The following is a 12,889-nucleotide window of genomic DNA, read 5'->3' on the forward strand; positions in this document are numbered from 1 at the left end:
GTGCGCAATCGAAGTGCAACAGGGCCCCGCATCCTGGCAGCGACCGCATGAGCCATGACCGAAGGAGTCGACGCGATGTCCTCACACGCGCGCAGCCCCCAGTCCCGAACGCCCTCCGACGACCTCGACCAGGTCGCCGAACTCGGTCAGCAGTTCCGGGTCGACGCAATCCGGATGAGCACCGCTGCAGGGTCCGGTCATCCGACGTCGAGCCTGTCGGCGGCGGAACTCCTCGCAGTGCTCGCGGCACGCCACCTGCGCTACGACTGGCAGCACCCGTCGAATCCGGGAAACGATCACCTCGTCATGTCCAAGGGACACGCGTCGCCGCTGCTGTATGCGATGTTCAAGGCAGCCGGTGTTGTCTCCGACTACGAACTGATGACCACCTACCGGCGGATCGGGTCGCCATGGGAAGGGCACCCCACACCGGCTCTACCGTGGGTTGACGTCGCGACCGGCTCGCTCGGTCAGGGCCTGCCCGACGCCGTCGGCATCGCGCTGGCCGGCATGCACCTCGAGAAGGCACCGTACCGGGTGTGGGTGCTGTGCGGTGACAGCGAGCTCGCGGAGGGCTCGATGTGGGAGGCCCTCGACAAGGCCGCCTACTTCCGCCTCCGGAATCTCACCGTGCTCGTGGATGTCAACCGTCTCGGGATGCGCGGGCCGACGGAACTGGAATGGGACCTGCCGGCCTACGCCCGTCGGGTGGCGGCGTTCGGGTGCCGGCATCTCGAGGTCGACGGTCACGACGTCGCGGCGATCGACGCCGCCCTTCAAGAAGCCGTTGACCTCGACCAGCCGACCGTCCTGTTGGCGAAGACCCGCAAAGGGCACGGGTTCACCGGCTTCGAGGACGCCGAAGGTTGGCATGGCAAGGTCCTGCCGCCGGACATCGCCGAGCAGGCGATCGCCGAGCTCGGCGGCCCCCGCGAGCTGTCGCTGCCGCGGTCGCTCCCGGCGGCGTGTCCACCCGCCCCGCCGCATCCGAACCGACCGGTGACGTTGCCGGAGTATCCGGCCGGCTCGCGCATTGCGACCCGGACCGCCTTCGGCGACACGCTGGCTTCGCTCGGCAGTGCACTCCCCCGGCTGGTCGTCGTCGACGGCGAGGTCGGGAACTCCACGCATGCCGACGCGTTCGCCGCGATGCACCCCGAACGGTACTTCGACGTCTTCACTGCCGAGCAGCAAATGGTTGCCACGGCCATCGGGCTCAGTGTCCGGGGCTTCATCCCGTTCGCTGCGACGTTCGGCGCCTTCTTGACCCGTGCACACGACTTCATCCGGATGGCGGCGGTGTCACGAGCGAACATCCGCTTGGTCGGAACGCATGCAGGGGTCGAGGTCGGCCCCGACGGTGCATCGCAGATGGCGCTGGAGGACCTCGCGATGATGCGCGCGGTCCACGGCTCGACGGTCCTCTACCCGAGCGACGCGACGAGTACGTCGTACCTGGTGCAAGCGATGGCGGAGCGGTCCGGTGTCGTCTACCTCCGCGCGACCCGGGGCGCCTATCCGGTGCTGTACGAGCCCGGCGAGCCGTTTCCGATCGGCGGGGCGAAGCTCCTGCGCTCCTCGTCGCACGACCAGGTCACCTTGATCGGCGCCGGCGTCACGACCCATAGCTGCCTCGAGGCAGCGCAACTCCTCGAGACGGAGGGTATCGTTGCCCGCGTCATCGATCTGTACTCCGTCAAGCCGATTGACAGCAAGACCCTTCAGGACGCCGCCGAGGCGACGCATGGCCGACTCGTCGTAGCCGAGGACCACCACCCGGAAGGCGGTCTGGGCGACGCGGTCCTGGCGGCGCTCAACAGCACCAGTACGACGGCACGCGTCGAGCATCTGGCAGTCCGCGTACGGCCTGGGTCGGGGAGCCCACCAGAACTCATCGACGAAGTCGGCCTGGGAGCCCGGCACATCGTTGCCGCCAGCCACCGCTTGCTCGGCGGTGGCTCGTGACCACGACGCATGACCTCGCCCCTGCGCTGAGCTGCGTCATCTCGGATCAGCTCGGACCGGCCGACCGGCAGGCACTGCTCGACCTGTTCGAGCGAAGCAGTCCGCGGACACGGCGCGAACGGTTCCACCATGCTCTGGCTGTCTTTCCGGAGTCGTACCTCGACGACATCGTCGAGGGCCGGCAACTCGCGCTCGGCGCCCGCGACGCCTGCGACCCGGAGAACCACGGCAGAGTCTTCGGTGTGGCCTCTGCGGCATCGATGGGCGCTGGTACGGCGGAGTTCGCCGTGTGGGTCGACGACGCCTGGCAAGGCCATGGAGTCGGCACTCTCCTGACGAAAGCACTCTTCGAGGCCCTGGGCCGGGCCGGGATCCGCACGGCGATCGGAATTGCCGAGCCCGGCAATCCGGCGGTCCGCCGGATGATCAGCAAAGCCGCCCAGCGGTACAGCATCAATGCGCACGACGACGTACTCGTCATCTCTGTACCGCTCGGCACCTGAGCAGTTCCTCGCACCACACGTGCAGCCGGTCACGGCGGACGCCAACCGGGGGTGTGAGCCATGACAGTGCCGGCCGGATCACGTGTTCGCGTGATCTTCCGGCACCTGCGCACCCCGCAATCCCGATCGATTCGCAAAACCCCCGCGACCACAGGATCACAAACCTGCGTGATGTGCCCGCAGCCCGAGCCGACGAGTCTCGAAGCACTGCCGCAAGCGCGGCAGCGAGAGCGAAGGAGACTCAGTCATGCCGGATCACACACCCCACGAAGTGGCCGTCGTGGTTCAGCCGGGGGTCCTGCCCTTCGACGTTGCGGCCGTCGAACAGGTGTTCTCCCCACTCGGTGAACCCGGCGGAACGTACCGCGTCCGGGTATGCGGTGATCAGGTCGGTCCGCTGACCGGCACCGCCTCGTATGGCATGCAGCTTGTCCACGATCTCGCCGTACTGCGAGACGCCGGCACGATCATGCTCGCCGGGGTGGCGGATCCGACGTCCGGTGTGTCGCCGAAGATCGCTGCAGCCCTCAGGTCGGCCTCGGCACGTGGTGCCCGTATTGTCGGTATCGGCACCGGGGTGTTCGCTCTCGGCCAGAGCGGTCTGTTGGCCGGCCGCCGGGTGACCACGCACTGGCGGTACTCGGACCTCCTGCGGCGTACGTTTCCCAGCGTGCGGGTCGACGCGACCGCCCTCTTCGTCGAGGACGGTCGGCTCTTCACCAGCGCCGGTCTGGCCGGAGGCATCGACCTCTACCTCGAACTCGTCCGGCGCGACCATGGGGTGATGGCAGCAACCACCGCCGCCCGCTACGCGGTGCTTTCCCCGCCTCGGTCGGGAGATCAAACGCAACTCGTCGACCGGCCGGTGCCGGTCCGCTCCTACGCCGGCCTCGCGGCCGTACGAGCATGGATGCTGGATCATCTCGGCGAGCCGCTCACGCTCGATCTTCTCGCCACCAAGGCTTGCCTGAGCCGCCGACAGTTCGCCCGGGTCTTCCGGTCCGAGACCGGGGTCAGCCCGTGGCAATGGCTACTCGCCGAGCGTCTGCGTGAGGCCTGCCGACTGTTGGAGACCACGGACCACCCGGTCGAGTACGTCGCTCAGCGGTGCGGATTCGCCACCGCAGCGTCGTTCCGCATGCATCTGCGGCGGGAGACAGGCATGAATCCGTCCGCGTACCGGGCGAGCTTCGGGACAACCACGGCCGTCGCGTCGTGAGCATTCACTCCGCTGTCGGATCGGCTGCCCGCTGCTCAACCGCCAGTCGGGCCAGCGCGACTCGCGACCGTAGACCGAGCTTGGCGAGGCTGTGACGCATGTGGGTGTCGACCGTGTACGGCGATATCCACAGTCGTTGCGCGATCTCCTTGTTCGTCGCGCCCAGTGCCGCAAGCTCCACGACGCGCAACTCCGCCGGGGTCAGACTCGCCCATCCGGTGACCGGCCCCGGCCTGGGCCGCTGCTGCCGCCCAGCAACGACCTGCCCAGCCAGTGCGTTCGCGCCGACTCCGCGCAGCGACGCCGCAACCCGTTCGCGGTCGGTGCGGCTGCGGCGACGCCCCGGCAACGACGCGACGTCGTTGACAGCAAGCACTGCGGCCAGTAGCCGGCCGCATTTCTCGAAGCCGTCGGCCGCGGCCTGCAGCAGTTCGGCGTCACCCCGCCTCAGGCCCTCAGCCTGATCGCCCGCCGCCCGCCACGACGCGATGCCGGGATTCATCGCCGCGAGGTCGCGACACTTCCGCACGACGATGTCGGCCTCCGCGGTCAGACCGGCGGTGACCAAGCACCGCACCAGAGACGGTCCGTGGAAAGGATCGAACACCAACTGCCCGTACGACTCCGCGAGCCCGGAGATCATCGGTGCCACCAGCTCCGCGGTCGTGGCAGCGTCGTGCCCACCGCCGATCAGTACCCGCACGAGCTCGACGTGCTTCATCCCGTAGGTGTTGTCCTGCGTCGTGCGATCGATGCGCTCGAGCACGTCCAGGGCCGCGCTCCGCCCGGCTTCGAGCCACGCCGTCAGCGCCGCACAAGCGTAGAGATCGGCCGCGAGCTCACGGCTCCCTCCGGCCTCCATCGCAGCGATACCCGCTTCCGCCTCCGTCCTGGCCTCGGCAACCCGCCCTCGGGAGAGGAGCAACCGCGCCGACGTCGCACTCACCGCGGGCAGATCGCGAGCCCTCGTGGAGTCGTTGGCGTCGCGCATCAGGTCGCGGCAGAGGGCTTCCGCCTCCTCGCCTCGGTCCGCAGCAGCCAAGCTGCGCGCCAGCCAGACCCGCGGGTCGACCCCCTGCCAGGCCGAGTCCGTGCGCTGGACGGCGACCGCTTGCTGGGCGTCGGCCAACGAGTCGGCAAACCGGCCCACGAACCGCAACGCCATCGAGCGCGAGGCGAGCGCGGAAGTCAGGACGCCGGTGTCGGCCAGCTCGCGGGCGGCGCGGATCGACGCTGCCAACTGATCGACGGCTTCACCCGGCTGGCCGCCGAGCACCCGCGTGCGGGCCCACGCAACCTCCAAGCGAAGCCTTCCGGAGGCAGAAATGTCCTCGCGTCGCAGCACCGGGCGAATCACCGACACGGCCTCGGCCGTCCGGCTCTGCCGCCACAACGCATCACACAGCGCCGCACGCCCCAACGCCTCGCTGTCGCCGTCGAGCCCGCGCGCGGACGCCACTGACAGTACGTCGAGCGCCTCGTCGAGCCGGCCTGCCTGGGTGAGAAGCATCGACACTCGCGGCGCCGTCTCCAGCCAGCGTCCGGCCTCACCAGAACAAGTTTCGAGCGCCTTCTGTGCCAGCTGGACTGCGCGCCCGGGTGACGTCGATACCAAACGTTCGCCGGCCCTCAGGAGCGCCACGGCGAGGCCCCCATCGCCTGGCCCCGCCCCGGCCAGCAGGTGATTCGCGAGGTCGACGGGTGGCTCACCCCTCGCCAGGAGGACTGTCGCCACGTCGTGATGCACCAGCCGCACGGCTTCGACCGGAAGGTCGGCCAGAACAGCCTCCCGCACCAATTCGTGCCGGAACAGCAACTGACCGGCGCGCTCAGTGATCATGCCTTCGCTCAGCAGTGGGCGCAGAGCGCTCATGACCTCAGCTGGATTCGCCTGGATGACCGCGGCCAGATCAGCCACGCGGAACGAGCGCCCCAGAACCGCCGCGACCTCGAGAACGCGGATGGCGTCCGGTGGCATCGCCGTCACCCTTGATCGGATGGCCTCCCGCACGCGCATCGGCAGAGTCAGCCCTCCCTCCGCGCCGGCACCGACGGCAACCCGCCCCTCCATGAGGTAACCGTGCGCGAGTTCGGTCAGGAGCAATGCATTACCCCCAGCGGCGAGCGCTAGATCGACCAGCGACGCCTGCGGTTGGGAACCGAGAATGTCCTCGACCAGCCGGATCGCATCAGCGTCCCCGAGCGACCGCAACGTCACGATCAGCCCACCGCTGCGGGCGATGCTCCCGCGCAGCCTCGACAACCTCGGCGGCGGTTCCGCCCGCGCTGTCAGGAACCACGCTATCGCGCTGGTCTCGAGAGCGTCGCTCAGCAATCGCACCGCGTGCAGGCTGAGATCGTCCGCACGATCCACGTCGTCGACGATCACCACCAGCGGTGCCTCGCCGGCGGCTCGCTCCAGTTGAGACTGGATCTCGGTGAGCAACCAGATGTCGGCCGGCCGGGAGGCAGCCGCTTCGTCGAGCAGCGGGCCGACTCCGGCCAGTGCGTCCGCACGAGTCAGCCCGCGTAACAAGGTACTGAGCGGACTCATCAGATCGATCTCATCCGCGTTGATGCGGATCACCCGCTGACCGCGCCGCCCGGCCATTGCGGTCAGCTCGTCCATCAACCGGCTCTTGCCGACTCCGGCCTCGCCCAGGATCAGAGCCGAAGCTCCCAGGCCGGCGTCGAGCCGATCGAGCAGCTCCACCAGTCGCGCGGTCTCGGCCTCGCGCCCTCGCAGCGGTGTCGCCATCCGGAACCCTCCGCATTCGCACGCGCCGTCGGCGATGCCTCCCACATCCGCCGAGCAGGGGTTTTCAGATTGGCAGTTCCCGTCCCCCTATGCAACATCGGCTGTCCGCGGCGCACCTGTCAGCGGGGGGAATCAGCAAGTACAGTCGAAAAGTTCCGGGCGTCTGTCCACGCGCTCCGGGGTGGGAGGGGACGGTGAAGATCAATGCCGCTGGCACAGGGCCGGGCGGGGTTGGCTCGGGACTCGAGCACGCTGTGCCGAACCTTCGCCGATTCACCGGTCAGGGACATCGGAAGGGATTGCGCATCCCGTCCGCGATCCGCAGGCTCCTCGGTCCTGCCCTTCTGATCGGCATCTGGTGGGTCGCCGCATCAACAGCCGGGGACAACAGTCGCAGGCTTCCCGGGCCGGACGCGGTACTGGCCACCGGCATCGAGCTTCTGCGCTCCGGGCAGCTACCCGACGCCATTGCCGCGTCGTTGCAGCGCGTCACCACTGGCGTCGTTCTCGGCGTTTCAGCCGGAGTCATGCTGGCCCTGCTGTCGGGTCTCTTCCGGATCGGCGAAGACCTCATCGATGCTCCGGTTCACATCCTCCGCGCCCTGCCGGCCCTCGCGCTCGTGCCACTGGCGATCCTGTGGTTCGGTATCGGTGAGCTGCCGAAGGTCCTGCTCATAGCCTGGGCCACCTGCTTCCCGGTGTACCTCAATACCTTCGCAGGCATCCGTTCGGTCGACCGGTCGTACGACGAACTGGCCCGCTCCCTCCAGCTCGGACGGTGGACAGCCGTCCGTCGCATCGTCGTACCCGGAGCGCTACCGGGTCTCTTGGTCGGCCTCCGCTACTCACTCACCCTCGGTTGGCTGGTGCTCGTCGTGAGTGAGCAGATCAACGCGTCGAGCGGTCTGGGTCAATTGATGACCGACGCACGCCAGTTCTTCCGAACCGACGTGATGTTCGTCTGTCTGCTCGTCTACGGGCTGCTCGGCTGGCTGTCGGACCGCTTCGTCCGGCTCCTCGAACGCCATCTGTTGTCGTGGCGACGGGAGTACACACGCCCATGAACTCGCTCCGGCACCGCAGCGCCCCGATGGTCACCGCCATCGGAATTCAGCGTTCATACGGCGCCCGCTCGGTGCTGAGCGGGATCGACCTCAGCGTGGAGCGGGGCGAGTTCGTCGTCGTCATCGGGCACAGCGGAGCCGGCAAGACAACCTTGCTGCGCATCCTGGCCGGTCTCGATGACGAGTTTCATGGCGAGGTCGCCGTCTCCCCCAGGCTCAGCCTGATGTTCCAGGATGCGCGCCTCCTACCGTGGCAGCGGGTGGCCGCCAATGTGGCCCTGGGTCTGCGCGGCCGCGCCGCCAAGGCTGCCGCGGCACGCGCTCTGACCGAAGTCGGCCTGGCCGCGCGTGGTCGCGCATGGCCTCGCGAGCTGTCGGGCGGCGAGGTCCAGCGCGTGGCCCTCGCACGGGCACTGGCCCGCGGCCCCGAGGTACTTCTTCTCGACGAGCCGTTCGGAGCTCTGGACGCGCTCACCCGCTCACACATGCAGGCGCTGCTGAGCAACGTGGTCGAGCGCCATCGCACCACGACACTCCTGGTCACCCACGACCTCGACGAGGCGCTCGGGCTCGCGGACCGCATTCTGACGATGGACGGCGGCATGATCACGGCTGACGTGGCCGTGCCGCTGCCTCGCCCCCGGGATCGCGGCACCGCGGAGTTCGCCGCATTTCGAGGTCGGCTGCTTGCCGGTCTCGGCGTTGCCGAGGGACTGGCTCAGAAGGGCGTGAGATGAAGTACCTACGCGCCCTGCTGGTAGTCCTGCTCATCATCGTTCCAGGCTGTTCGCCTGACTCTCCACACGCCCATCCGGACTCGGTCGCCGGTCCAGCCGACGCTCTCCGGGTCGGACAGATCCGCTCGAACCTGAAGCCGCTCCTCCAGGCGGCCGGACAACTCGAAGACCTTCCGTACGCCATCACCTGGAGCTCCTTCGAGAACGGGGCACAGGCCATCGAGGCACAGAGCGCCGGGTCGGCCGACATCGCCTACATGGCGGACACACCACCGATCTTCGCCGAGGCAGCCGGCGTCGCCGTACACATCGTCGCCATGACCCGCGCGCCGCAGGGTGCGCGAAACGTCTCTCTGCTGGTCAGGCGCGGGTCCTCGGTGCGGACGATGGCCGGCCTCCGGGGGAAACCAGTCGCCATCGTTCCGGGCACGATCACCCAATACCTCCTGCTCGAGGCGTTGAGGGAGGCCGGTCTCGCCTATGACGACGTGCGGCAGCTCAACTTGCAGGCACCCGAGGCCATCACCGCCCTCGGACGCGGCGACGCCGAGGCCGCCGTACTCGTCGATCCGTTCGCTGCCACCGCGGTGAGCTCCGGGGTCGCGGACATCCTGCGGACCGGTGAAGGGCTCTTGTCCGGATCGAACGTCCTGGTTGCCACCGACGCAGCGCTCGCCGATCCCCGGCGCGCCGCAGTGATTGGGGACTTCCTGCAACGGATCAAGGCCGCGATCGCGTGGGCGGCCAGGAGCGAGGCGGCCTGGGCCGCGGTCTATGCACGCGTGAACCAGTTGCCACCGCAGGTGGCCCACGAGACGGTCCGGCGAGGAACCACCTACCTTGTCCCGATCGACGGCGCTGCGATCCAGGCTCAACAACGCCAAGCGGACGCGTTCAACGAGCTCGGCCTGCTTCCACGAAGACTCAACGCGGCAGAGCAGTACGACGACCGCTTCAACCGTCTGTTGTTCCCGGGCACCGACCGAACTACGCCTCTCACCCCGAGCAGGCACATCGGCCCGGCTCGTGGTCATTCACGAAGGCCGTGATGCACCGTGGTCTAGCCGCATGTGCAACGCCTGTGCAAGTCATGGCGGCAGCCTCCGTTCCGACGAGGAGGTGCGACGTGGCGCACGACGAGTTCGACGTGATTGTGATCGGGGCAGGACCCGCCGGAGAGAACGTGGCGTCCCGGGTCGTCCGCGGCGGGCTGACTGCCGCGGTCGTCGAGAACCGCCTCGCGGGCGGTGAATGCTCGTACTGGGCATGCATTCCGAGCAAGACCTTGCTCCGACCGCTGGCTCTCGCGGCCGAGGTGTCTCGAGTGCCTGGCATGCGTCTCGCGGCGGTCGACGTCGACGCGGTCCTGCGGCGACGCAACGAGGCGATTTCGGAACTCGACGACACCGGCCAGGTCGGCTGGATCGAGGGCCTGCCCGCGAGGTTCATCCGCGGGTGGGGTCGACTGACCAGTAGCCGGTCCGTCGCGGTGAGGCGGCCGGACGGTCAGGAGCTGACTCTGAGCGCGCGACACGCCATCGTCCTGGCGACCGGAAGTACGCCGATCATTCCTGACATCCCGGGGCTGGCCGCGGCCCGCCCTTGGACGAACCGGGAGATCACCGGCGCCGACGTGATCCCGGAGAGGTTGATCATTGTGGGTGGCGGCGCCGTAGCCTGCGAGATGGCTCAAGCGATGCGCGGCCACGGCGCCCGGCAGGTCACTGTGTTGGCCCGCGGCTCGTTGTTGCGGCGAGCCGAACCCTTCGCCGGTGAGCTGCTCGCCGAGACAATGCTCGACGCCGGCATCGACGTACGACTCAACGCCCAGGTGGCGCGAGTCGATCGCCCCGAGCCGGGTGGCGAGGTGACGGTCCACCTGGCAGACGCATCGTGCGTGGAAGCCAACGAGATTCTGGTCGCGGCGGGCCGGAAGGCGGCCTCTGCCGGGCTCGGCCTGGAGGCAGTCGGCTTGACCCCCGGCAGTTGGCTGAACGTTGACGACAGCTTACGAGCCGTAGACTGCCCGGGCGGCTGCCTCTACGCGGTGGGCGACCTCAACGGACGATCGCTCCTGACCCACATGGGAAAGTACCAGGCACGCGTGTGTGGCGATGTGCTGGTAGCGCGAGCTCGCGGCACGGATGACACCGCATTGTCACTGCGCGACCATGCCCATGCCTACGGGGCGCCGTACGTCCTCTTCACCGACCCACAGGTCTGCTCGGTCGGACTCACCGAGGCGGGAGCTCGGGCCCGGGGACTCCGGCTTCGCGCTGTTGAGTACGACCTCGCCGGGCTCGCTGGCACCTACGTCCTCGGCGACAACGTTCGCGGACGGGCGAAGATCGTCGTCGACGAGGACCGCCGCGTCGTCGTCGGTGCGACTTTCGTGGGTCCTGGCACGGCCGAGTTGTTACACGCGGCAACGGTCGCCGTGACGTCGGGAATCACGCTGGACCAGCTGTGGCACGCCGTACCGGCGTTTCCGACGGTCAGTGAAGTATGGCTGCGCATGCTCGAGGCGTACGGTCTCTGATCGCCGCGCAGACGCCACTCCTGCGCTGTCGAACCATTCGTCAGTGCAAGCCAGGTGCAACGAGGCAGGCGATGGTCGGAAGACGGTGGCCTCGCAGCAGATCCGCCGAGGGAACCAGGGCCTCGGGCGGGGTGGTCCGCCGTTCAATCCATGCATGTCCGGGCGCCGGGCGTGCGTTACTGATCGGAGCGACCGATGAATGTTCCCAGACGTCCCCTGCTCCCCCTCATCGCAGTGCTCGCTGCGCTCTTCATGCTGGTCGGGACGGCCCCGGTCGCCGTTTCGACGAGCAGCGACATCGGAACGCCGGGGACCAGTCCGTCGCCAGAGCCAACGGTACCGACAGGATTGGAGCGGTTCTACCGGCAGACCCTGATCTGGAGCAGTTGCGCAGGAGCCCCTACGCTTCAGTGCGCTTCGGTCACCGTCCCTCTCGACTACGGCCGGCCGGCCGGGCCTACCATCTCGATCGCGATCTCCCGGCTGCAGTCGCAACAGCCGAGGTTGCGTCGCGGAATTCTCCTGATCAACCCGGGCGGACCCGGGAACGCCGGCCTGCTACTGCCGCCGCAGCTCGCAGCGGCCATGCCCGCCGAGGCACGCGACAGGTACGACCTCGTCGGCTTCGACCCGCGGTCGGTCGGCCGGTCCGCCCCCATCACCTGCGGGCTGACCACGGAGGAGCAGAACTATCTGCTGCTGCCACCGCAAAGCTTCGCCGCTGACGTTGACAGGCAGGCCGGTATCGCAGCCAAGTGCGCGCGGGTGAACGGGCCGCTCCTACGGTTCATGACGACCCGCAACACAGCCCGGGACATGGACGTGATCCGTGGCGCGCTCGGTGAGCCCAAGCTGTCCTACCTGGGCTATTCCTACGGGACGTACCTCGGCAGCGTCTACACGCAGATGTTCGGCACCCACGCCGACAGAATCGTGCTGGACAGTGTTGTCAACCCGGACGTGGTGTGGCGCGATTTGACGCGTGCGATGTCACCTGCCGTGGAGGTCGGCCTGAACCGCTGGGCGGCCTGGACAGCCGGGCGCAACGAGCAGTACGTCGTCGGGACGAGCGGACCGGCAGTGCGCGCACGGTTCGACCGGCTGATTGCCGACGGCAACCGCGTTTCGCTGCCCGTGGACGACATGAGATTGACCGGCGAACACCTGCGGATGATCGCCTTCGCCGTGATGTACGACGACCGCTTGTACCCGGTGCTGTCTGATCTGATCCGCGTCATGGTCAACGGCGGCCGGCTGCAGCCTGCGGTTCGAGACTACGTCGCCGGAGCATTGACTCCGCCGCCTCACGACAACGCAGTCGCTGCCCAACTGGCGATCATCTGCGACGACGTGAAGTGGACGGGGGATCTCGATCTGTACCGCCGCGACAAGATTCGGGACGGCCACCGTTATCCCCTCTACGGAGCGACGGCTGCAACGGTCAAACCGTGCACCTTCTGGCCTTACCGGCCGATCGAACCGGTCACCACGATCGGACCCGGCAACGCAGCGCCGGGCATCCTCCTGGTCCAGTCGGAACTTGACACCGCCACACCAGCCGCGGGCGCCCACCGCCTGCACGAGTTGCTCCTGAACTCGCGCCTAGTCACGCTGCGCAACGCTCAGAAGCACATCGTGTATCTCACATACGGCAACACATGCGTCGACACGACCGTCACCCGGTACCTGGTGACGGGACAACTGCCGGCGGCCGATGTCGCCTGCACCAACACGAGCACACAGTCCGACCTGCGGCAGGAAGCCGGGGACGCGGGCCGATCAGTGAACTGACGTCGAGTCGACACGGCGAGGTTTCCACTCACCACAGGGGACCGGCCCGTCGGTTCGGCCCAACCCGCCAGACTTCGGCATCCGGGCCCGCCCGGATGCCGAAGCGTTCGGGGACCTGGTGGGCTGTCGGTACGTCTCTGGAACTATCCGTACAGCTTGGGCGAACCGGATGGCCGTGAGCACGACCTTGGCAGATGCGACCGGTCCAGCCAGCACACCATGCGAGATGCTCGACGCCCTAGCAGCGCGCGCGAGGCAGTCACCGCTGACACGACAACGAGCTGGGTCGTCAGGCCGGCGCGGTGCTCGTCGG

Annotated in this window: 9 protein-coding genes; 8 read left to right on the forward strand and 1 reads right to left on the reverse strand. The window is 68.2% G+C overall.

Annotated elements, in window-relative coordinates:
- The first annotated feature begins 75 nt into the window (after positions 1–75).
- The 3 genes from BJY22_RS35205 to BJY22_RS35215 all read left to right on the forward strand — a co-directional run bounded on the left by BJY22_RS35205 (position 76) and on the right by BJY22_RS35215 (position 3,687).
- A complete protein-coding gene (locus BJY22_RS35205) occupies positions 76–1,965 on the forward strand; it encodes a transketolase (protein WP_202891403.1) in 1,890 nt (629 codons plus the stop codon).
- The gene (locus BJY22_RS42105; RefSeq protein WP_167215790.1) at positions 1,962–2,468 is read left to right on the forward strand and encodes a GNAT family N-acetyltransferase; all 507 of its coding nucleotides are present in this window, start codon (positions 1,962–1,964) and stop codon (positions 2,466–2,468) included. The genes BJY22_RS35205 and BJY22_RS42105 overlap by 4 nt, the downstream gene beginning before the upstream one ends.
- A gap of 247 nt (positions 2,469–2,715) precedes the next feature.
- Complete coding sequence (locus BJY22_RS35215; protein ID WP_167215792.1) at positions 2,716–3,687, forward strand: GlxA family transcriptional regulator; 972 nt, start codon at positions 2,716–2,718, stop codon at positions 3,685–3,687.
- 4 nt (positions 3,688–3,691) lie between these two features.
- Here the strand turns inward: BJY22_RS35215 and BJY22_RS35220 are convergent, their stop codons facing one another.
- A complete protein-coding gene (locus BJY22_RS35220; protein WP_167215794.1) occupies positions 3,692–6,445 on the reverse strand; it encodes a helix-turn-helix transcriptional regulator in 2,754 nt (917 codons plus the stop codon).
- A gap of 299 nt (positions 6,446–6,744) precedes the next feature.
- Between BJY22_RS35220 and BJY22_RS35225 the strand changes: the two genes are divergently transcribed.
- From BJY22_RS35225 to BJY22_RS35245, 5 genes are all read left to right on the forward strand, one after another.
- A complete protein-coding gene (locus BJY22_RS35225; protein WP_202891404.1) occupies positions 6,745–7,509 on the forward strand; it encodes an ABC transporter permease in 765 nt (254 codons plus the stop codon).
- A complete protein-coding gene (locus BJY22_RS35230) occupies positions 7,506–8,246 on the forward strand; it encodes an ABC transporter ATP-binding protein (protein ID WP_167215796.1) in 741 nt (246 codons plus the stop codon). The genes BJY22_RS35225 and BJY22_RS35230 overlap by 4 nt, the downstream gene beginning before the upstream one ends.
- On the forward strand, positions 8,243–9,295 hold the full coding sequence (locus BJY22_RS35235; RefSeq protein ID WP_167215798.1) for a PhnD/SsuA/transferrin family substrate-binding protein: 1,053 nt from the start codon (positions 8,243–8,245) through the stop codon (positions 9,293–9,295). Before BJY22_RS35230 ends, BJY22_RS35235 begins: the two co-directional genes overlap by 4 nt.
- Positions 9,296–9,372: 77 nt before the next feature.
- On the forward strand, positions 9,373–10,785 hold the full coding sequence (locus BJY22_RS35240; protein ID WP_337759738.1) for a dihydrolipoyl dehydrogenase family protein: 1,413 nt from the start codon (positions 9,373–9,375) through the stop codon (positions 10,783–10,785).
- A gap of 504 nt (positions 10,786–11,289) precedes the next feature.
- Positions 11,290–12,576, forward strand: coding sequence for an alpha/beta hydrolase (locus tag BJY22_RS35245; protein WP_167215802.1), 1,287 nt, complete (start codon positions 11,290–11,292; stop codon positions 12,574–12,576).
- The last annotated feature ends 313 nt before the right edge of the window (positions 12,577–12,889 follow it).

The sequence above is a fragment of the Kribbella shirazensis genome, assembly GCF_011761605.1.
GTDB lineage: Bacteria > Actinomycetota > Actinomycetes > Propionibacteriales > Kribbellaceae > Kribbella > Kribbella shirazensis.

What these genes read in the sequence shown, in the direction of transcription:
- BJY22_RS35205 (WP_202891403.1), top strand. Translation starts at nt 76, where the DNA reads ATGTCCTCACACGCGCGCAGCCCCCAGTCCCGAACGCCCTCCGACGAC.
- BJY22_RS35230 (WP_167215796.1), top strand. Translation starts at nt 7,506, where the DNA reads ATGAACTCGCTCCGGCACCGCAGCGCCCCGATGGTCACCGCCATCGGA.
- BJY22_RS35215 (WP_167215792.1), top strand. Translation starts at nt 2,716, where the DNA reads ATGCCGGATCACACACCCCACGAAGTGGCCGTCGTGGTTCAGCCGGGG.
- BJY22_RS35220 (WP_167215794.1), bottom strand. Translation starts at nt 6,445, where the DNA reads ATGGCGACACCGCTGCGAGGGCGCGAGGCCGAGACCGCGCGACTGGTG.
- BJY22_RS35235 (WP_167215798.1), top strand. Translation starts at nt 8,243, where the DNA reads ATGAAGTACCTACGCGCCCTGCTGGTAGTCCTGCTCATCATCGTTCCA.